Origin of the sequence: Paraburkholderia sediminicola (genome assembly GCF_046027825.1) — a bacterium.
Lineage (GTDB): Bacteria > Pseudomonadota > Gammaproteobacteria > Burkholderiales > Burkholderiaceae > Paraburkholderia > Paraburkholderia sediminicola_D.
Genome location: NZ_JAQQDU010000026.1, coordinates 68,153 through 88,882 on the forward strand (window position 1 = coordinate 68,153; position 20,730 = coordinate 88,882).

A 20,730-nucleotide genomic window follows, 5' to 3' on the forward strand; every position below is an offset into this window, starting at 1 on the left:
GGAGCAGGAGACGCACTGTGACAGAAACGGGAATCAAGAAGGTGGCGCTGGTGACCGGCGCGGGCAGCGGCATCGGCCGGGCCTGTGCGCTTAAATTGCTGGAACACGGCTATAGCGTCGTCCTTGCCGGCCGCCGCCAGGCCGCGCTCGACGCCGTGGTCGAAGAAGCGCAGCAACTGGGCGGCGACGCGCTCGCCGTGGCCTGTGACGTGACGGACGCCGACAGCGTCGCCGCGCTGTTCGACACGATCCGCAAACGGCGCGGCCGGCTCGACGTGCTGTTCAATAACGCGGGACGCGGCGGCTCGCCCGTCGATATCGACGAACTCGATATCGACGAATGGCGCTCCGTGGTCGACACCAATCTCACTGGCGTGTTTCTCTGCACACGTGCCGCCTTCGGTCTGATGAAAACGCAGACGCCGCGGGGCGGCCGCATCATCAACAATGGCTCGATTTCCGCGCATGCGCCGCGGCCGAACAGCATTGCCTACACGGCGACCAAGCACGCGATTACCGGCATCACGAAAGCGGTTTCGCTCGACGGCCGCAAGTACGACATCGTGTGCGGGCAGATCGACATCGGCAATGCCGCAACGGAAATGGCCGAGCGGATGGCGCGTGGCGTGCCGCAGGCGAACGGCGAAATCGCGGTCGAGCCGTTGATGGATGTGCAGCACGTCGCCGACGCGGTGCTGCATATGGCCGAATTGCCGCTGTCGGCGAATGTGCAGTTCATGACCATCATGGCGACCAAGATGCCGTTCGTCGGCAGGGGCTGAGCGCGGGGGCGGGCGCGGGCGCGTCGCGGGAGATCAACTTATACTGAGCGCTTCCCGCCTTTTCTGAAATCGATTCACCGTGCCTCGAGCCACACCCAGGGACGACCCACAGCCGGTGCCGCCCGTGCAGCCCGACCTCGACGACTGTTGTCATAGCGGCTGCAATCCGTGTGTCTTCGATCTCTACGATGAAGCGCTCGAGCGCTACCAGTTGGCGCTCGCTGAATGGCAAGCGCGGCAGGCGGCGCAGCGGGCGCAAGCGCGGCCGAGCAAACCGCGCACGCGCCGCTGAACGGCGTTTCGGGTTTTACGCCAAGCCCGCACTCATCCTGTCCCCGTCATGACCGACCTTCAGCCCGCGCCCATCGAACCCATCAACGAATCGCACACGCTGGACGACTTGCATACCTTCGTGCAGCGTTATCCGCGTCTGTTCGTGCTGACCGGCGCGGGCATCAGCACCGACTCCGGCATTCCCGGCTATCGCGACGACAACGGCGAATGGAAGCGCTCGCCCCCGATCACGCTGCAGGAATTTCTCGGCACGGCCGCGATGCGCCAGCGCTATTGGGCACGCAGCATGGTCGGCTGGCCGGTGGTGGCCGACGCCCAGCCGAATGCCGCGCATACCGCCTTGGCCCGGCTCGAGGCGGCGGGCCATGTGCCGACGCTCGTCACGCAGAACGTCGACGGTTTGCACCAACGGGCGGGCAGCCGCGACGTGATCGAACTGCATGGCGGCATCGACGGCGTGACGTGTCTGGACTGCGGGATGCAGCACTCGCGCGCGTCGATCCAGCAGACACTCGAAGCCGACAATCCCGCGTTGCTGAACGTCACCGCCGAAACGGCCGCCGACGGCGATGCGCATCTGGAGTGGCACGATCTCGAATCTTTCCGGATTCCGGCGTGCACCAACTGCGGCGGTTTGTTGAAGCCTTCGGTGGTGTTTTTCGGCGAAAGTGTGCCGCGCGAGCGAGTCGAAGCGGCTTCGCATGCGCTCGATGCGGCGGACGCGGTGTTGGTGGTCGGCTCGTCGTTGATGGTCTATTCGGGCTACCGCTTCTGCGTGTGGGCACAGAAGCAGGGCAAGCCGATCGTCGCGATCAATCTGGGGCGCACGCGCGCCGATGCGCTGCTGTCGCTGAAAATCGCCGCGCCCTGTGCCGACACGCTGACCGCGCTGGCAGGCCGTCTTGCGCTGGATTGAGTGGGGCGCCCAAGGCGCTCGTCCGCAGCCGGCCGCCCGCAGCCGCTCGCTTGAATCTTGCGACCCGCTGCTTGCAAGCGCCTCCGGCGCGGCCCGCGTAAATCGCCGATAATCCCATTCCCACGCAGCGCCGCTCTCACGAAAAACAACCGCCCCGCAAAAAAGGAACGCCGATGTTGACGACGATCGAACAGCTCGAAGCAATCTACGGTCAGCCCCACGAACGCGCAGTGAAGAAAGAGATTCCCTACGTCAACGAAGACTACCGCGCGTTCATCGAAGTCGCGCCCTTCGTCGTGCTCGCGACCGCCGGCCCTGAAGGCCTCGACTGTTCGCCGCGCGGCGACTCGCCGGGTTTCGTGCGCGTAATCGACGAACGCACGCTCGCGCTGCCGGACCGCATCGGCAACAATCGCATCGACAGTCTGCGCAATATCATCGCCGAGCCGCATCTGGCGCTGCTGTTCATCATTCCGGGCGTCGGCGAAAGTTTGCGCGTGAACGGGCGCGGCCGCATTTCCACCGATCCGGAAATGCTGGACAGTTTCGCCGTCGAAGGTAAACTGCCGCGCACCGTGCTGCTGATCGATGTTGACGCGGTGTACTTTCATTGCTCGAAGGCGTTCGTGCGCTCGAAACTGTGGGACCCGGCGCGCCACGTCGAACGTTCGAGCCTGCCGACCGCAGGCGAGATCCATCGGCGCATCAACGGGGCGGGTTTCGACGCCGTGACCTATGACCGTGAACTCGCCGAACGCGTGCGCACGGCCCTGTATTGAAACAAACTGAACATGACTGATTCCCATCCGGCGCTGCGGCAACACTCGCCGTCCACCGAGCGCAATCGAGAACCGATCCTGGCTGTATTGCGCGAGGTGCTGCCCGCCACCGGCCGCGTGCTGGAAATCGCGAGCGGCACAGGCCAGCACGCTATCTGCTTCGCCCGCGCGTTGCCTGGGCTTGACTGGCAACCGAGCGATCTCGATGCGGATGCGCGTGCGTCGATTGCCGCGTGGGTCGCGCATGAAGGGCTGGCGAACGTGCGCGCACCGCTCGCTCTCGACGTGCATCAGGCGGATTGGGGCGTGCATACGGACGGTAAGCTCGATCAGTTCGACGCCGTGGTCTGCATCAACATGATTCACATCTCGCCGTGGAGCGCGACGCAGGCGCTGTTCGCCGGTGCGAGCCGCCATTTGGCCGTTGGCGGTGTACTGTATCTGTACGGTCCGTACAAACGCGGTGGCGCGCAAACCTCCCCGAGCAACGATGCGTTCGATCAACAATTGCGCAGCCGCGACCCTGCATGGGGCGTGCGTGATATGGAGGCCGTGGTAGCGTTAGGCGCATCGGTCGGACTCGTGTGCGACGAGCCGATCGCGATGCCGGCCAACAATTTCAGCCTGATTTTCAGGAAACGCCTGGACGCGGCGCGGGTCTGACAGACGTTTGCTTACGTGCAGCGCGTCGTGCGGTGCGTAATAAAGCACCTCATCCAGCGCCGCATAACGTGTCTCGTGCAGCGCAGCACGCAGTGGAAAGCCCCGTTCGCCCGGCGTCAATGAGCGCCAGCGAGCGGCAAGCCGGCATTTCTTTTATCCTTTCACCCTCGACGTCCCGCCGACGTTCCTTCCGGCGCGACGTCTCGACATTTTTTGGACTCTGGAGAATTCACATGGGCAAACAGGCAATCGGCGTGGTGGGGCTGGCGGTCATGGGCCGCAATCTGGCGCTCAACATCGAAAGCCGCGGCCATGCGGTGTCGGTGTACAACCGTAGCCGCGAGAAAACCGACGAACTCATCGCCGAATATCCGGACAAGAAGCTGGTACCGGCCTTCACGCTGGAAGAATTCGTGGAGTCGCTGGAAAAACCGCGCCGCATTCTGCTGATGGTCAAGGCAGGCGAGCCGACCGATGCCACCATCGCGTCGCTCAAGCCGCTGCTGGACAAGGGCGACATCCTGATCGACGGCGGCAATACGCATTTCACCGACACCATCCGCCGCAATCAGGAACTGGCAAAAGCCGGCCTGCATTTCATCGGCACGGGCGTGTCGGGCGGCGAAGAGGGCGCACTGAAAGGCCCGTCGATCATGCCGGGCGGCCAGCGCGACGCCTACGACCTCGTCGCCCCGATCCTCACCGAAATCGCCGCCAAGGCGCCGGACGGCGAGCCGTGCGTCGCCTACATGGGACCGGACGGCGCGGGCCACTTCGTGAAGATGGTGCATAACGGCATCGAATACGGCGACATGCAACTGATCGCCGAGAGCTACGCGGTGCTCAAGCAGGTCGTCGGCCTGTCGAACGAAGAGTTGGGCAAGGTCTACACCGAATGGAATCAGGGTGAACTCGACAGCTATCTGATCGAAATCACCTCGAAGATTTTCGGCAAGAAAGACGAGGAAACCGGCAAGGACCTGGTCGATGTGATCCTCGATCGCGCTGCGCAGAAGGGCACGGGCAAGTGGACCAGCCAGAACGCGCTCGACCTCGGCGCACCGCTGCCGCTGATTACGGAAGCCGTGTTCGCGCGGGTGCTGTCGTCGTTGAAGACTCAGCGCGTGGCCGCGAGCAAGGTGCTGGAAGGACCGGCGGCCAAGCCGCTTGGCGCCGAGCGTGACGCGTTCATCGAATCGGTGCGCCGCGCGTTGTACTTCAGCAAGGTGATTTCGTACGCACAAGGCTTCGCGCAATTGCGGGCGGCCTCGGAAGAGTACAAGTGGGATCTGGACTACGGCACGATCGCGAAGATTTTCCGCGCCGGCTGTATCATCCGCGCCCGCTTCCTGCAGAAGATCACGGACGCCTATACGAAAGACAAGGCGATCGCCAATCTGCTGCTCGATCCGTACTTCCGCGACATCGCGAAGAACTATCAGTCGGCGTTGCGCGAGGTCGTGATTGCCGCGATCAATGCGGGCGTGCCGGTGCCGGCATTCGCGTCGGCCGTGGCGTATTTCGATGCGTATCGTTCGGAACGCCTGCCGGCGAACCTCGTGCAGGCACAGCGCGACTTCTTCGGCGCGCATACGTTCGAGCGTATCGACAAGCCGGGCAGCTTCCACGCGAACTGGAGCTAAGGCGTTTGAATCGCGGTCCGGCGCGCGCTTGCCGTAAGGCGCACCGGGCCGCGCGGTCGATTGGAATCGAGATGGGCAATTATTGCTGAAAGCTATTAGACAGGTAGTGTGGAGTTACCCCAGCCCGTCTACTGTTTCGAAAATCGAAATAGTGTTTCGTCGTTTTAGGGGTTTCCCCTAGATGTCGACGCTCCTAAACTTCTACTTAAGCGTTACGGACAACAAGTCCAAAGCGCATTAACTACAAGTTCTGGAGGTTTACATCATGAAGACTCTTATCTCTGCAGTTGTCGTCGCCGCCGCTCTGGTTGCTCCCGTTGCTTCGTTCGCTCAATCGAACCAACCCGTGACGCGCGCTGAAGTCCGCGCTCAACTGGTGCAACTCGAAAAGGCCGGCTACAACCCGATCGGCGATCATGTCGACTACCCGGCTAACCTGCAAGCCGCACAAGCTCGCGTTGACGCACAGAACGGCACCGCTGAAGCTGTGAACAGCGGCTACGGCGCACCGATCGCAGGCAGCTCGCAAGCCGGCCGTCCGGTAAGCAGCAACGACCGTAACTCGGTCTACTTCGGCAACTAATTCGCGCCGAAGCTGATGGAAATGCCGCGTGGCTGATTGGCGGCAAGTAGTGAAGAAAAGAAGAAAACGCCGCCCGGAACTGCCGGGCGGCGTTTTGTCGTTTACGGCTCGGCCTCGCCGTTACTGCAATTTCAAAGCACGCATCAACGGCTCGGCAAATGCGGAATCCCTTCGTTGCTGGTCAGATTGAGCTGGTGAATCTGCCGATGTGCCTTGTTCAGATGCGCCTGCGCGGCCACGCGTTGCGCTTCCAGTTGCGATACATCCTTGCGCACCTGATGCTGCCGGTTCGACACTGTCTGTTCCTGCGCGGCGCGCCGTTGCAGATCCGTACGCAGCCGTTCGGCCTGGGCCTCGGAGCGTGCAATCATGCGTGCGAGCTGTTCGTTCTGCGCCTCGAGTTGCGCGCGGCGCGTTTCGCCCTCCGAGAGCCGCGTCGCCTGATCCTCGAAGTGATGGAAGGCCGCTTCCGCGGCTTCGAGGTCGGCGGCTTTGAGTGCGCGCCACAGCGAGCCGTCCTGATACAGCGCGACGTAGTACGCCAGTTCCTTCGCGTGGAACAGCAGGCTGACCGAATAGTCGAAGTTGCGGAACACACGGAACGGCGTCAGCGCTTCTTCTTCGGCCAGCCATTCGATTTCGGCGGTGTCGGCCATCTGCACGCCGCGCGCGCTGACCTGCGAGGGCACCACCGGGACCGGCCGTAACGTCGTCACCGGCCGCGCCGGCTCCGCGGCTGGGGCGGCCGGTGTCGCAGAGGCCGCAGCGGGCGTGACGCCGGCCGCCGCGGCCTGCGCCGCGTCCTCGCTGTCGTCGGGCGATACGGGATCTGCGGCACTCTCTCGCGCGACCTGCACGAGATGCGATGGGCCTGCCAGCACGCTGCGGCGGTTCAGGAGACTTTTCACGGCGGTTCCTCCGGTTGACTCGCCCGAAACCTTCAGACGGCGCCGACGGTCAAGCATGCCGGACCATCTGGCGGTTCAAGCGGTGAGCGAAAAGTGGCGGACCGGCGGCGCTTACGAGTGAGCGCCGGGGTGCGCGGCAGTGCGGATGTGTCTCCGCGAGCGCAGCTTTAATGCAGGGAGCGATGCCGGCGGCCTATTTCATCGAACAGCGCGCGGCTTGGTTCCAGGGCAAGCAACCACGATTCGTCGTAACCGCTGAGATTGTCGAGCGCCTCGCGCAGCCGTTCGATCGCGAGAGCGGGAATCTCGACGCTGGCTTCGACGCCGCTCGACAATCCCGCGATGCTGGCCAACTGGACCAGTGCGTCGGCAGCTTCGGCTACGTCTGCCGCGAAAACCAGATGCGTGTTCAGCAACTCGACTAAACCGGGGGACGCCGCAACATCGTCCACGTTGAGTTGCACGGCCAGAAAGGTGGCTTTGTTCATCCCCAACTCCTCGCAGAATCCAGGCGTTTTACTTACGGCGCGTTGCGGCAGCATGACTGAGTATAGGCGAGGGTTGAAAGGATTCAATAATCACACGAATGCAGTCGTACGGCCCCGTGCCAGCGGTCGTGCCAGCCACAACCCCTATAATGGGGCCAGCCGGAACGCGTGATCCTGACGGGCCGGCTGGTTCGGTATGCGGCACGGATAACGCGTCGACAGCGTACGCTTCTCAACCTGCTATTCACCATGAAGATCATTCGCAGCAAGAGCTTCACCGCGACACGTCCGTGGGGCGCGCTCGATATCGCCAACATGGGCGGCATCACGACGCGCCTGCATTGGACCGATCAGCCGTACAAGTGGCATGTCAACGACGGCGAGGAAGTGTTCGCCGTGCTCGACGGCCGCGTGGAGATGCGATATCGCGAAGGCGGCGTCGAACAGTCGGCCATTCTGGAAACGGGCGATGTGTTCTACGCGTCGGTGGGCACCGAACATGTCGCGCATCCGATCGGCGTCGCGCGCATTCTGGTGGTCGAGGCCGAAGACAGCGTTTGACGTTCCAGCCCGATACCGTGGCGATTCCGTTGCCGGTCCGCATGGCAGCATAATGGATAAGCGGACAAGCACCGTAGCGCTCGCGCCGGGCGGCACGGCACATGCTTCGGGCTGATTGAATCCGATTGAATCAAAGTGTCGAGGAAAATCACATGACAAGACAATGGCAATTCACGGCGACCCGGTTGCTGATCGCAGCCACGTTCGGCGTGATGTTCAGCGGCTGTACGTCGATGCCGTGGGATAGCACGCCGTTCTACAGCAGCGCGCCGTCCCGCCCGACTACCCTTGCCACGGTCCCGGTGCCGGCCGGTTACTACCGGGCCAATCCGGGTGACACCCTCGCGGGCATCGCGTCGGCGTATGGCCGTAAGCCGCAGGAGATCGCGGCGTGGAACGGCCTCGCGTCGAATTCGACGATCAATTCCGGGCAGGTGTTGCGGGTGGCCCCGCCGATGGCGTCGGGTAGTGTGGTGACACCGCCAGTCAATGTTGCCAATCAGAATGGTTCGACCGCGACGCCCGGTGCCGCCGGCGTTGCGCAGCAAGGCGTGCTGCTGTGGCCGTTGCATGGCCCCATTTTGAAAACCTTTGCGCCGGGCAAGTCGAACGGTATTGTGATCGGCGGCCATCCGGGCGATCCGGTCAAGGCGGCCGCGACTGGCCGGGTGGTCTACGCCGGCACGGGTATCGAGGCGTACGGTCCGCTTATCATCATCAAGCACGACGACTCGCTGATTACCGCTTACGGACAGAACAGCACGCTGCTGGTCAAGGAAGGCGACGCTGTCGCGCAAGGACAAACCATCGGCGAAGTCGGCGTGGATAGCCGGGGCGTGGCGTCGATCCAGTTCGAAGTCCGCCAGAACGGCCAGCCGGTCGATCCGCTCGCGTGGCTGCCGAAGTCGGGCGGCTAAAGTTGACACAAACAGGGACACACAAGGCTCTCACCATGATCGATTTGCGCAGCGACACCGTAACCCGTCCGACCCCGGCCATGCTCGCGGCGATGTCGGCCGCCGAAGTAGGCGACGACGTCTGGGGCGACGACCCAACCGTGCTGCGTCTGCAGGCAACGGTCGCGGAGCGCGCCGGCAAGGAAGCCGGCCTGTTCTTCCCGAGCGGCACGCAAAGCAATCTGGCGGCGTTAATGGCGCATTGCGCGCGTGGCGACGAATACATCGTCGGCCAGTTGGCGCACACCTATAAGTACGAAGGCGGCGGCGCGGCGGTGCTCGGCAGCATTCAGCCGCAGCCGCTCGAGAATGCCGCCGACGGTTCGATTCCGCTCGAGAAGATCGCCGCCGCGATCAAGCCAATCGACAACCACTTCGCGCGCACGCGGCTGCTGGCGCTGGAAAACACCATCGGCGGCAAGGTGCTGCCGGCGGGTTACGTCGACGAGGCGGTGCAACTGGCCCGTCAGCGCGGGTTATCGGCTCACCTCGACGGCGCGCGGGTTTACAACGCGGCGGTTGCGTCGGGCAAGCCGGTCGCGGCGCTGTGCGAACCGTTCGATTCGATCTCGATCTGTTTTTCCAAGGGTCTGGGCGCGCCGGTCGGCTCGGTCTTGGTCGGCAGCCAGGCGCTGATCGACGTGGCGCATCGCTGGCGCAAGGTGCTGGGCGGCGGCATGCGTCAGGCCGGCGTGCTGGCGGCGGCTTGCCTGTACGCGCTGGATCACAACGTTGAACGTCTTGCTGACGATCACGCGAACGCCGCGCATCTGGCGGCCGGTCTGGAAGCGATCGATCACGTCAAGGTGCAGTCGATCGCGACCAATATGGTGTTCGCGCAGTTTCCGCAGCAGCATTGCGCGCCGCTCGAAGCGTGGCTCAAGGAGCGCGGCATCCTTACGCAGATGCTGTATGCGTCGCGATTCGTCACGCACAAGGATGTGTCGCGTGCGGATATCGATACGTTTATCGCCGCAGTGAAGGGGTATTTCGCCGCGCATTGATTGATCGGAACAGCGGTGCTGAGAACTTTGGATTGAACATCCGAGTGGGATGGCCGGGATCGAAGGGCTGAGTTCGAAGCACCCTGGTCGACATGCTGGCAAGGAAAAGCGGGCGCACTGCCACAGCAGTGCGCCCGCTTTATTTATTCCGCCGACGCTTTCGCGTGCACGCCCGCGCGGTGCGACGGCGCGAACAGCCGCAGTCCGCTTGCGAGGCTCGCCGCGCCGGCAAAGAAGGCGCCGGTGCTGAGCGCGAGAGTCGGTCCGTGCCGGCCGGCGATGCCGAAGCTCAGCGCGACCAGCGCCGCGCCGGTAGTCTGCCCGAGCAGCCGGGCAGTCGCGACGATGCCGCTGGCGCCGCCGCTGCGCTCGGGCGGCGCGCTCGCCATCAACGCCTTCAGGTTGGGCGACTGGAAGAAGCCGAAGCCCGCGCCGCAAATTGCCATCCGGATGCCGATATCGAGCACATGCGGATGCACCGGCAATAACGCCAGCGACGCCATCCCCGCCGACATTACCGCAAGACCGATCGCACCAAGCAAGCCCGGCGGATAGCGGTCGGAAAGACTGCCCGCCAGCGGCGCGGCCAATGCGACCACCACGGGCCACGGCGTCATCAGAAAGCCGGTCTCGACCTGGCTGCGATGCAGCACGTCCTCGAAGTAGAAAGGCAGCGATACGAACGCCAGCCCTTGCGCGGCAAACGAGCACACCGCGGTCACCGCCGACAAGGCAAACACCGGCCGCTTGAACAGATCGACCGGCAGCATCGGTGCGGGATGGCCGGCTTCACGGCGAATCAGCAACACGCCGAAGACTACGGCGATCGCGGCCGCGCTCAGCACGAGTTGCGTCGAGACGCGCTGGGCCGCCTCGCCGAGCGCGAAGATCAGCGCGGCGAAGGTGATCACGTTGAGGAGCGCCGCAACCGGGTCGAAGTTGTGTTTGCCGCGCTCGGTGTGCGGCAGCGCGGGCCACGCGAAGGCCAGTGCCAGCAGACCGAGCGGCACGTTGACCGCGAACAGCCACGGCCATGCGGCAACGGACAGAATCAGCGACGCCACCGTCGGGCCGACCGCGAACGACACCCCGACGATCAGCGCGTTAGTGCCGAGACCCCGTCCGAGCCGATGCGGCGGATACAGATAGCGGATCAGCGCCGTGTTGACGCTCATGATCGCGCTCGCGCCGAGACCCTGCAGCACGCGTGCGGCGGCCAGCAGCGGCAGCGTCGAAGCGAGCGAGCACGCCAGCGAGGCCAGCGTGAACAGCGCTATGCCGCCAATGTAAATCCTGCGATGCCCGACGATATCGCCGAGCGCCGCGAGCGGCAGCAGTGTCGCGACCATCGCGAGCTGGTAAGCGTTGATGATCCACACCGACGCCGCAGGCGCCGCGTGCAGATCCGCAGCAATGGCGGGCAGGGCCGTGTTGGCGATCGCGGTATCCAGCGTGGCGAGCGCAACCGCCAGCATGATGGCGGCCATCGCGCGGCGGTTGGCGGCGGACATCGGACCGTCCGCTGGCAAGGTCTGATCGAGCGTGGCGCCACCGGTGGCGCTGGGTTTGTCGGACAAGGCGTGGCTCGTCGGGTTAGACATGCCGCAGCGCCGGGCGGGTCGGAGGGACCGCGCGGCGCGCAAGCGGCAGGGTTGTGTGAAGTGGACGGCGCGCGGCCTGAGTTCAGCAGTCAGGGCGGTGCGCGCGGCGAATGAAGTGATTGTTACAGAGACGTGGAAATCGTGCTGAGCGCTCAGCAGGGCGGGGCGCTTTATCGGGAGTATAAAAGGCAACTAACGGTCAAGTCCGCGCGGCGTCTTCGAACCGGTGCGCCTACCGCGTTGCCACAGCCCTTCGGCAAAACGGTTCAGCAGACGGGGCGCGCTGATTTGACCACGCGTTCCGGCCAACGCATTCATCGGCTAGTCACACGTCGAAAAGAATAATCGTGCTGTGTCTCCTATGTAGGCGCTCTTCGCTGCCCGTCATTTGTTTGCCTGTTTTGTGGGCCGATGCACGTGCGCAGTGCCGCGTCCAGGCCGCGTTTGCACCGCGCCCGTGCGCAACAGCCGCGAAGCGCCGTGTACCGGCGGGCATGGCATGTGCGTGCGCCCCCGCTCGTGCTCGCCGGTGTCCGCGGGTCGTAAAATGTCGTACTCTGTTTGTTAACCCGCCTGACCGACACGCGCCTCCCGTCCGTCATCTATGCGGTTCGCGTATGTCGCGTCGTTTTTTTCCGGAGGCTTCGATGACAGCCGTCGATCTGGAATTCGACCAGCTCAACAGTACCGTCGACGCGCTACGGCGCTCAATTTCCAATCGCATGATGTACGGCGTCGGCAAGGACGCCGTCACCGCGCACCCGCATGACTGGCTGCACGCCGCGGCGCTCGCCGTGCGCGACCGGCTGGTCGCGCGCTGGATGAAGACCACGCGCCTGCAGTACGAACAGGACGTCAAACGCGTCTACTACCTGTCGATGGAATTCCTGATCGGCCGCACGTTTACGAACGCGTTGCTCGCGCTCGGCATCCACGATCAGATGAAGGAAGCGCTCGCGAGTCTCGGCGTCGATATGGACATGTTGGTCAGTATCGAGCCGGACGCGGCGCTTGGTAATGGTGGTCTCGGGCGGCTCGCCGCCTGTTTTCTCGATTCGATGGCGACGCTCGGTATTCCGGGCTTCGGCTACGGGATCCGCTACGAATACGGCATGTTCCGCCAGGAGATCGTCGATGGCGAGCAGGTCGAAGCGCCGGACTACTGGCTGCGCGCGGGCAATCCGTGGGAGTTTCCGCGGCCCGAGATCAAGTACATGGTGCATTTTGGCGGCCGCACGGTGCAGCGTGGCGAGCATGTCGAGTGGATCGACACCGAACATGTGAACGCCACGGCCTACGACACGGTGATTCCCGGTTACGCGACCAGTGCGACGAACACGCTGCGCCTGTGGTCCGCGCGCGCCACCGAAGAACTCGACCTCGGCGCGTTCAACCGCGGCGACTACCGCAATGCGGTCGACACCAAGAACATGTCGGAGAACGTGTCGCGGCTGCTCTATCCGGACGATTCGACGCCGGCCGGCCGCGAACTGCGGTTGCGTCAGGAGTACTTCTTTGTTTCCGCGACGATGCAGGATCTGATTCGCCGCTATCAGCGCACGCACAGCACGTTCGGGCGCTTCTCCGAAAAGGTCGCGGTGCATCTGAACGATACGCACCCGGTGCTGGCGATTCCGGAGCTGATGCGTTTGCTGGTGGATGTTCATCATCAGCCGTGGGACAAGGCATGGCAGCACGTCACGAAGATCTTCTCGTACACGAACCACACCTTGATGCCCGAAGCGCTCGAAACGTGGGATGTCGAAATGCTCGCGCGCCTTTTGCCGCGGCATCTGGAGATCATCTTCGAGATCAATGCGGGCTTTCTCAAGCATGTCAGCGAACAATCGGGACATGACGGCGAGATGATCCGCCGCATTTCGCTGGTCGACGAGTATGGCCAGCGGCGTGTGCGGATGGCGTATCTGGCGATCGTCGCGAGTCACAAGGTGAATGGCGTATCGAAGCTGCATTCGCAACTGATGACGCGCGATATCTTCGCCGACTTCGCGCGCATCTATCCGGACCGTTTCACCAACGTCACCAACGGCATCACGCCACGGCGCTGGCTGGCGCAGGCGAATCCGTCGCTGTCGTCGCTGATCGATCAGCAGATCGGCACGCATTGGCGCAGCAATCTGCTCGAGCTGGAACAACTGCGCACGCTGCGCAACGACAGCGCGTTTATCGACGCTTTCCGCGAAGCGAAGCGGCAGAACAAGCTGCGGCTCGTGCAGCGGCTCGCGCATCACACGAAACTGCACTTCGATCCCGATGCGTTGTTCGACCTGCAGGTCAAGCGCATTCATGAATACAAGCGGCAGTTGCTGAACGTGCTGCACGTGATCGTGCGCTACAACCAGATTCGCGCAAACCCTGAGCGCGATTGGGTGCCACGCGTGGTGATGTTCGCCGGCAAGGCCGCCTCTGCGTATCGCATGGCGAAGACGATCATCAAGCTGATCGGCGACGTCAGCGAGAAGGTCAATCATGATCCGTTGATCGGCGATCGCCTCAAGGTGGTGTTCGTGCCGAACTACGGCGTAAGCGTGGCCGAGTTGATCATTCCGGCGGCCGACCTGTCCGAACAGATTTCGATGGCCGGCACCGAAGCATCAGGCACCGGCAACATGAAGCTCGCGCTGAACGGCGCATTGACGATCGGCACGATGGACGGCGCGAACATCGAGATCTGCGACGCAGTGGGGCGCGACAACATCTTTATCTTCGGCCATACCGCTGACGAGGTGGACAGCCTGCGCGCCACCGGTTACCGGCCGCGGCAAGTGTACGAGGAGAATCCGGAACTGCGTATGGCGCTCGACCAGATTCGCACGGGCTTCTTCTCGCCGGACGATCCACTGCGCTTCTCGGATATCTTCCACACTTTGGTGGATTGGGGCGATCACTATATGGTGCTTGCCGATTTCGCCGCGTTTTCAAAAGCGCAGGATGAGGTGGATGCGCTGTTTGTCGACAAGCGCGCGTGGGCTGAGAGTGCGATTGAGAACGTCGCGGGCATGGGGCGGTTTTCGTCGGACCGCACGATCGGCGAATATGCGCGCCATATCTGGCACGTGAATCCGCTCAGCATGGAGTGAGGCGGCGCCTTCGTGGCGCTTGCTCAAATGAAAAAGGCCGAGCGGAAATTTTCGCTCGGCCTTTCTTATTGATCCATGATTATCACGGGGCGAATCGTTCGCTCTCCTGCTCTGCGTGCAAACCGAGCTGCCCGCGTGGGAAGTCGAACAGCACGTCGATATTCTGCATCGCCATCAAACCGACCACGATGCGGCTCGCGTCCGGTTTCGCCTTGACGATCGTGACTTGTGCCTTCTCGTAACGGTGCACCCATGGGCCGGTGCCGATGGCCGTCGCATAGTTGCCCTGATCGAGCACATTGCCAACATCGCCGTCACCGGTCCAGTTGGGCGCTTTGTCCATTTCGATGCGGATCATGCCGGTGCTGCCCGTGGCGAACACCAGCGGCGCGCAGAAGGTCATCTTGTCGCCCACATTCACGCAGCCGCGCGGCCATTGCGCCGTGCCGTCTTTCGAGATGGTCATCGGCACCATGGTGTAGTCCTTCGTGATGGCGCTTGAGGGGCTTAACACCATATACGGTTTCGCGAAGTTCGAATGCACCAGATATTTTTGGCCAATGTTGCCGGGTAATGCGCGCAACGGTTGCGTGTAGCTGTTGTCGTCCGGCTGCGCGGCGCCGACGCCGACGATGCCGGAAAACGCCCAGCCGAATTCACCGGTGTAGCCGTCCATGCCGACGCACTTCCGCGCGTTCGGCAGGCAACGCACAACGTCCACCGCCTGCACGGCGATCGGGGTTGGGGTGGTGCCGGCGAGGCCAAACGGTACCTTGACCCCCGAGCCGAGAATCTCCACACCGTTCGCGAATGACAACGACGTCGCGCCACCGGCGCTCGCATAGTTCGAACCCGGCAGCACTGATTTCAACACGCGCGTGCCTTGCGTCCCGGTGTCGAGCGCCATGTACACAGGCTTGCCGTCGAGCTGAACCGGCAGGCCGAGGCGGGCGTGATCTTCGTCGGCGCGCTCCACGTGCAGCGGAATCAGCAGGCCGTCGTTGCCGCCATTGATCAGCGCGGCATTGGGCGCCGGCGGCGTGGGGGTGGGGAAGGTGACGGAGCAGCCGGTCAGCGCGCCAAGCGCGCCGGCTGCGACCAGCGCCGCAGCGGCTGAACGACGAAATTGGAGACGAAACCGGAGACGGGAATGAAGACCGGCATGCCGGCGCGCGGCATCGAGAGACGACAGGAACATAGGATCACGCTTTACAAAAAGGCGGGTCCCTGGCGAAGGCGATGCATCGTGGGCTGCGGGTTGGACAACTCGGACAGCACTGGCGGCAATCTCACTGGATTGCCGCGGCGTGGGCGGGGAAACCGGGACGCTTGCGGGGGCCTGCGGGAGGGAACACGCGATAACAGGAGCGGCGACCCTACACGGCCACCCGCGGGCAATTGCAAAGATGTGTAAAGATTTGAGGGGTGGCTAGCCAGTCGCCCGTGCAAGTATTGATCTATGTCAATAGATGCGTGGACGGCGAATCACGGTGGCTTGTGCGCGACCGAGCGTGGCGCGCTCGAGGGTGGCCGTCAGCAGGCCGATCACGTCCTCGAGCGTGCGCGAGGTGACTTCGACACGAAAGGTCACGCGCTCGTGTTGTTGGTCGACGGTAACGACGTAGAGTCGCAGATCGTCCCCGAGGGCGGTATGTAGCGCGCGCCGTCCGCTTGCTGATGAAGTGCCGGGCACGGTGACGTCGATGATGACAAGCGGAACGACGACATGCGTGCGGCGGGGAAGGTGTGATTCGCGCCGTGCGCGGGGGACGGAGATTTCAGACGTTGCTACGGACGTGAGCATCATGATTGCGCCGATTCGGCGAGGCGGCGCGCGTTGTTGACACCCAACCACTCTAGCGGCGCCCGCGTCAACGACACGCAAAAGCTGCCGCATCGGGAATCAATTTTGTGTTAACGCGCAACGCCTCGCGCTTTGCGGACGGCGGCGGCTCATGCCTTCGGTGCCGCCGCGGCTGCCTTCGCCTCGTGCACGGCCGCGCCGACGCGCTCGACGAACTCGCGATCGGTGCTCATAAGCGCCTCACGCAGGCCATTCGCGGTCTGTACCATCAGACGATGCGTGACGTCCTGCGTTGCCCACGTGAGCCAGCCGACCACGATCAGCATCGTGCCGCACACCATGCCGACCGGCGAGCGCAATATCCCGCCGACAATAGCGCCGACGAGTCCCAGCAGGGAGATCGCGCGCGGCAGGATTTTGTTTTTCGGCACGGTGACGACCTGTACATCGACGATATCTTTCAGCGGAAAGACCTGGCCGGCCGACGAGAGTGCGTTGCGCGTGACCGACACGCCGCGATCATTGAAAGGGGTTTCCATCGAGTCGAATGCAATCGGTAGCAAAGGGCGCAGCGTACCAGACTTCAAATGCCTCAAGTTATGGATTTTTTGGCTGGGTGGCAGGCCCGCTGCACAAGGCTTCGTGCGCGGCTGAGTAAAAACGGTTTTGGTGCAAACAGGTTTGGCGAACCGGCTGCAGTATTCAGTCCAACAAGCTGGTGGTTGGTGATGAGCAAGCGGAAAGGGCTTGAGGACACCGCTGCGCCCTCCGCAGAGCTAGCCAACAATCCGTCCGCTTTCCGAGTAAAGTCGCGTCGCCTGTGTTTTAGCGTCATCAACAATGCAACGGCATCCCGCCATCCATTTTCGCCTCAGTCGAGAAGAGCAGGATTGTCGATCGCGCCCGTCAGCAGTTCGATGAATGCCTGCACCACATGCGGCAGCGTGCGCCCGGCCATCGTCTGGATCTGGAGCGTGCGCTGGTGCAGCTCGGGATTACGGATCCGCACGGCGACGAGCCCGTCCACATCCAGCCGGCTGCGCACGGTCAGGAACCCTGTCAGCGTGACGGCATCGGTCTGCAGGACGAAGCTTTGCAGCGCCGCATGATAGTTGCTGACGAACACGGGATCGAAAATCAAGCCTTCCAGACTGCACGAAATGTCGAATAGCTGCCGGATCGTCACGCCCTGGTTATCTATCGCGAGCGGCCACGGCATGAGGTCCGCGAGCGATACGGACTCGCGCGCCCCGAGCGGATGATCGCGCCTGACCAGTGCAAAGATCGGCGCGCGCTGCGAGTACAGCACATTGATGTCATTCTCAGGCGCGATGCTGAAACACACCGCGATATCGGCGGTGCCCTCGCGGACGCGTTGCGTCGCAACAGACGGCGCGGACACCTCGAGCTGGAAATGCGTAGCCGGGTACGTCTTCAGAAAGCGCGCGAAAACCTGCGGCAGAAAGTGTGGTGCAACGCCCTCCGAACTTGCGAGGCGAATCGTCGCTCGGCCGCCGTTGCTCAGCCCGCGGATCTCCTCGGTTACGCGCTCCGCGTCCAGCAGACTGCGCCGAGCATGCTCGGCAAGCAAACGCCCAGCATCGCTCAGTACCATTCCGCGAGGCCGTCTTTCGAAAAGGGCCGCGCCTACTTCCTCCTCCAGCTTCGCGACCTGCCTGCTCAGCGCCGACACGGCAACGTACAGCCGCTCCGACGCTTTGCTAAGCGAGCCGCTACGTGCCACTTCCAGAAAATAACGTAGTGCAGTGTTGTCCATACCGGTCAGGTTGCCCTGCTTTGCCGTTTCGGCAACGATATCTGCCAAATATTGTAATTGTCCACAAATATCGTCCACCCCAAGATCGTGACTTCGCTTCGCATCAAGCGCACGCGGTGCTCTATACCGGAGAACAACGTTGACACGTGACACGGCTATTCAATATGCGGCGGCTCAGTACGATTCCGGCCGTTTTCTCGAAGACCTCCAGCGCCGCGTCGCTTTCCGCACGGAGAGCCAGGAAGCCGACAGTGGCACACGATTGCGCGCCTATCTGGGCGACGAAATCACGCCGACGCTGACCAGTTGGGGCTTCATGTGCCGCATCGTCGAGAATCCCACAGCGGGCGCCGGACCTTTTCTGATCGCGCACCGGCACGAGGATGACGCGCTGCCAACCGTGCTCACGTATGGCCACGGCGATGTCGTGCGTGGCTATGACGCCCAGTGGCGCGACGGCCTTGCGCCATGGCGCGTCACCGTCGCCGGCGATCACTGGTACGGCCGCGGCACGGCGGACAACAAAGGCCAGCACAGCATCAACCTGGCGGCTCTGAAAGCGGTGCTGGATGCGCGCGGCGGCCGGCTTGGCTTTAATCTGAAGGTGTTATTCGAAACCGGCGAGGAGGTGGGTTCGCCTGGACTTCACGCGCTGTGCGCGCAATTGCGCGACGAATTGACCGCCGATGTGTTGATTGCCTCCGACGGCCCGCTTCTGGGCGCGCAACACCCCACGGTGTTTCTCGGCTCGCGCGGTCTGGTGAACTTCCGGCTGGATGTGAAGTTGCGCGACGGCGGCCATCATTCCGGCAATTGGGGTGGCTTGCTGCGCAACCCAGGTGTGGTGCTCGCCAATGCAATCGGGTCGATGGTGGACGCGAATGGCCGCATTGTGGTCGAAGGGTTGCGCCCACCGCCCGTACCCGCGGCGGTGCGCCGCGCGTTGGCCAACATCGTGGTCGGCGGCAATCCGGGCGAACCCGAGGTCGATGCGGACTACGGCGAACCCGGCCTCACGCCGACCGAGCGTGTGTTCGGCTGGAACAACCTCGAAGTGCTCGCGTTTCGCACCGGCAATCCGGAGAAGCCCGTCAACGCTATACCGCCGCACGCGTTCGCGCATATGCAGATTCGCTTTGTGGTCGGCACAGACTGGCAGAACCTCGAACAGATCGTGCGCCGCCATCTCGACGGGCACGGCTTCGGCATGGTCGATATTGACGTGGAACGCGGCATGCCCGCGACCCGTGTCGATCCCGACAATCCATGGGTGCAGTGGGCGTTGCGCTCACTAAAGCAGACCACCGGCGTTCAGCCTGTGCTGCTGCCAAATCTGGGCGGCACCTTGCCCAACGATGTCTTCGCCGACGTGCTCGGCATGCCGACGCTGTGGGTCCCACACTCGTATCCTGGTTGCTCGCAGCACGCGCCGGATGAACATCTGCTCGGGCCGGTCGTCCGCGAAGGCCTGTGCATCATGGCGGGTCTTTTCTGGGACCTGGGCGTGCGGGATCCGAACGCACCCAACAGCGCATCACTACTTCCGCGAATCGTCGCCAAAGGGCACCATCATGAGCATTGATTCCGCCGCCGCGACTGGTACGATCGCCAACCCGGTGCCGCACGCGAGCGTATCGCGTCTGATCCTCGCGACTTCCATCGGCAACGCGCTCGAGTTTTACGACCTGATCGTGTACGGCTACTTCGCCACGACGTTGTCGCGGGTCTTCTTTCCGGTACATGACAGGACCGTGTCGCTTCTGCTTACCCTCGGCACTTTCGCGTTGTCTTATCTGGCGCGTCCGGTCGGCGCGCTGGTGCTCGGCTCGTTTAGCGATCGCAAGGGCCGCAAAACATCGCTGACGCTCTCCATTGCACTGATGACGCTCGGCACGAGCATGGTTGCGCTGATGCCATCCTATGCAACGATCGGTGTGCTTGCGCCGATCGGCATTTTCGCTTCGCGCCTGTTGCAGGGATTTTCGGCCGGCGGCGAATTCGGCAGTTCCACTGCGTTTCTGATCGAGCATGCACCGGCGCGTAAAGGCTTCATGGCAAGCTGGCAGTTCTCGAGCCAGGGTGCGAGCACGCTGATCGCATCCGCGTTCGGCGCGGTGCTGACCGGTGTGCTGACCCAGCCTCAAATCGAAGGCTGGGGATGGCGCATTCCTTTTCTGTTCGGCATGCTGATCGGGCCGGTCGGCTTCTATATCCGCCGCCGCATTGACGAAACGCCGGAGTTCGAGCGTGCGGAGAAGTCCGCATCGCCGGTGCGGGAGTTGCTGGCAACGCAGAAGGAGCGGGTTCTCATGTCGATCGGCTCGCTCGTGCTTACGACCACGGCCAACTACATGCTCCTGTACATGCCGACGTATGCGTCGCGGCAACTCGGTCTCGCGCCATCGTCCGGCTTCATTGCGACGTTACTGGCCGGCTTCATCATGATGGTACTGACGCCGATCGTCGGGCACTGGTCCGACAAGGTAGGCCGCATCCGCATCATGCTGGGTGCAGGCCTGCTGTTTTTCGTGACGGTCTATCCGGCGTTCATGTTCATGAACGCGCACCCGTCGCTTGCGACGCTGCTTGCCGCTGTCGTTTGGGTTGCCATATTGAAGGCCACGTACTTTGCGCCCATTCCCGCGCTGATATCGGAACTCTTCCCGACCCGTACGCGCACGACCGGCATGGCGCTCGGCTACAACATCGGCACTACCGTGTTCGGCGGCTTCACGCCGCTAGCAGTGGCGGCGCTGATCGCGGTGACCGGCAACAATCTCGCACCCGGCCTCTATCTGATGCTCGCGGCCGTCATCAGCCTTTTCACTCTGGTATGGGCACGTGCGCGTTTGAACGCGCGCTAGGCCAGC

General features: G+C 63.2%; 20 protein-coding genes. 13 read left to right on the plus strand and 7 right to left on the minus strand.

Going from position 1 to position 20,730, the window contains the following annotated elements; genetic code table 11:
* The first annotated feature begins 17 nt into the window (after positions 1–17).
* From PQQ96_RS16435 to PQQ96_RS16465, 7 genes are all read left to right on the plus strand, one after another.
* The gene (locus PQQ96_RS16435) at positions 18–782 is read left to right on the plus strand and encodes an SDR family oxidoreductase (protein ID WP_408293627.1); all 765 of its coding nucleotides are present in this window, start codon (positions 18–20) and stop codon (positions 780–782) included.
* Between the two features lie 79 nt (positions 783–861).
* Entirely contained in the window at positions 862–1,074 is a 213-nt protein-coding gene (locus PQQ96_RS16440) for an oxidoreductase-like domain-containing protein (protein ID WP_408293629.1), read from the plus strand.
* Between the two features lie 48 nt (positions 1,075–1,122).
* Positions 1,123–1,992 (plus strand): NAD-dependent protein deacetylase, encoded by an 870-nt coding sequence (locus PQQ96_RS16445; RefSeq protein ID WP_408293632.1) that lies wholly within the window; start codon positions 1,123–1,125, stop codon positions 1,990–1,992.
* A gap of 173 nt (positions 1,993–2,165) precedes the next feature.
* Entirely contained in the window at positions 2,166–2,771 is a 606-nt protein-coding gene (locus PQQ96_RS16450; RefSeq protein WP_408293635.1) for a pyridoxamine 5'-phosphate oxidase family protein, read from the plus strand.
* 12 nt (positions 2,772–2,783) lie between these two features.
* Positions 2,784–3,434 carry a DUF938 domain-containing protein gene (locus tag PQQ96_RS16455; RefSeq protein ID WP_408293638.1) on the plus strand — a complete coding sequence of 217 codons (651 nt, stop codon included), beginning with the start codon at positions 2,784–2,786 and terminating at the stop codon, positions 3,432–3,434.
* A 233-nt stretch (positions 3,435–3,667) separates the two neighbouring features.
* Positions 3,668–5,077, plus strand: coding sequence for an NADP-dependent phosphogluconate dehydrogenase (gene gnd, locus PQQ96_RS16460; protein WP_408293641.1), 1,410 nt, complete (start codon positions 3,668–3,670; stop codon positions 5,075–5,077).
* A gap of 265 nt (positions 5,078–5,342) precedes the next feature.
* A complete protein-coding gene (locus PQQ96_RS16465) occupies positions 5,343–5,660 on the plus strand; it encodes a DUF4148 domain-containing protein (RefSeq protein ID WP_408293644.1) in 318 nt (105 codons plus the stop codon).
* 143 nt (positions 5,661–5,803) lie between these two features.
* On the opposite strand, the gene PQQ96_RS16470 is transcribed toward PQQ96_RS16465, so the two are convergent.
* The gene (locus tag PQQ96_RS16470; RefSeq protein ID WP_408293646.1) at positions 5,804–6,568 is read right to left on the minus strand and encodes a DUF2968 domain-containing protein; all 765 of its coding nucleotides are present in this window, start codon (positions 6,566–6,568) and stop codon (positions 5,804–5,806) included.
* A 167-nt stretch (positions 6,569–6,735) separates the two neighbouring features.
* A complete protein-coding gene (locus PQQ96_RS16475) occupies positions 6,736–7,056 on the minus strand; it encodes a hypothetical protein (RefSeq protein WP_035555954.1) in 321 nt (106 codons plus the stop codon).
* A 249-nt stretch (positions 7,057–7,305) separates the two neighbouring features.
* On the opposite strand from PQQ96_RS16475, the gene PQQ96_RS16480 reads away from it, so the two are divergent.
* The 3 genes from PQQ96_RS16480 to ltaE all read left to right on the plus strand — a co-directional run bounded on the left by PQQ96_RS16480 (position 7,306) and on the right by ltaE (position 9,577).
* Positions 7,306–7,617 (plus strand): cupin domain-containing protein, encoded by a 312-nt coding sequence (locus PQQ96_RS16480; protein ID WP_408293648.1) that lies wholly within the window; start codon positions 7,306–7,308, stop codon positions 7,615–7,617.
* 152 nt (positions 7,618–7,769) lie between these two features.
* Entirely contained in the window at positions 7,770–8,534 is a 765-nt protein-coding gene (locus PQQ96_RS16485) for a peptidoglycan DD-metalloendopeptidase family protein (protein WP_408293650.1), read from the plus strand.
* A gap of 35 nt (positions 8,535–8,569) precedes the next feature.
* On the plus strand, positions 8,570–9,577 hold the full coding sequence (gene ltaE / locus PQQ96_RS16490; RefSeq protein ID WP_408293653.1) for a low-specificity L-threonine aldolase: 1,008 nt from the start codon (positions 8,570–8,572) through the stop codon (positions 9,575–9,577).
* Positions 9,578–9,720: 143 nt separating this feature from the next.
* Here ltaE and PQQ96_RS16495 read toward each other — a convergent pair whose 3' ends face one another.
* Complete coding sequence (locus PQQ96_RS16495) at positions 9,721–11,088, minus strand: MFS transporter (RefSeq protein ID WP_408293704.1); 1,368 nt, start codon at positions 11,086–11,088, stop codon at positions 9,721–9,723.
* A gap of 737 nt (positions 11,089–11,825) precedes the next feature.
* On the opposite strand from PQQ96_RS16495, the gene PQQ96_RS16500 reads away from it, so the two are divergent.
* Positions 11,826–14,279 (plus strand): glycogen/starch/alpha-glucan phosphorylase, encoded by a 2,454-nt coding sequence (locus PQQ96_RS16500; RefSeq protein WP_408293656.1) that lies wholly within the window; start codon positions 11,826–11,828, stop codon positions 14,277–14,279.
* Positions 14,280–14,361: 82 nt separating this feature from the next.
* Here the strand turns inward: PQQ96_RS16500 and PQQ96_RS16505 are convergent, their stop codons facing one another.
* The 4 genes from PQQ96_RS16505 to PQQ96_RS16520 all read right to left on the minus strand — a co-directional run bounded on the left by PQQ96_RS16505 (position 14,362) and on the right by PQQ96_RS16520 (position 17,860).
* Positions 14,362–15,477, minus strand: a complete 1,116-nt coding sequence (locus PQQ96_RS16505; protein ID WP_408293659.1) for a hypothetical protein — start codon at positions 15,475–15,477, stop codon at positions 14,362–14,364.
* 264 nt (positions 15,478–15,741) lie between these two features.
* A complete protein-coding gene (locus PQQ96_RS16510; RefSeq protein ID WP_408293662.1) occupies positions 15,742–16,086 on the minus strand; it encodes a hypothetical protein in 345 nt (114 codons plus the stop codon).
* Between the two features lie 146 nt (positions 16,087–16,232).
* Positions 16,233–16,622 carry a DUF6232 family protein gene (locus tag PQQ96_RS16515; protein ID WP_408293664.1) on the minus strand — a complete coding sequence of 130 codons (390 nt, stop codon included), beginning with the start codon at positions 16,620–16,622 and terminating at the stop codon, positions 16,233–16,235.
* A 332-nt stretch (positions 16,623–16,954) separates the two neighbouring features.
* Complete coding sequence (locus PQQ96_RS16520; RefSeq protein WP_408293707.1) at positions 16,955–17,860, minus strand: LysR family transcriptional regulator; 906 nt, start codon at positions 17,858–17,860, stop codon at positions 16,955–16,957.
* A gap of 139 nt (positions 17,861–17,999) precedes the next feature.
* Here PQQ96_RS16520 and PQQ96_RS16525 point away from each other — a divergent pair, with 139 nt between their 5' ends.
* Positions 18,000–19,442, plus strand: coding sequence for a M20 family metallopeptidase (locus PQQ96_RS16525; protein ID WP_408293667.1), 1,443 nt, complete (start codon positions 18,000–18,002; stop codon positions 19,440–19,442).
* Positions 19,432–20,724 carry an MFS transporter gene (locus PQQ96_RS16530; protein ID WP_408293670.1) on the plus strand — a complete coding sequence of 431 codons (1,293 nt, stop codon included), beginning with the start codon at positions 19,432–19,434 and terminating at the stop codon, positions 20,722–20,724. Before PQQ96_RS16525 ends, PQQ96_RS16530 begins: the two co-directional genes overlap by 11 nt.
* Positions 20,725–20,730: the final 6 nt, after the last annotated feature.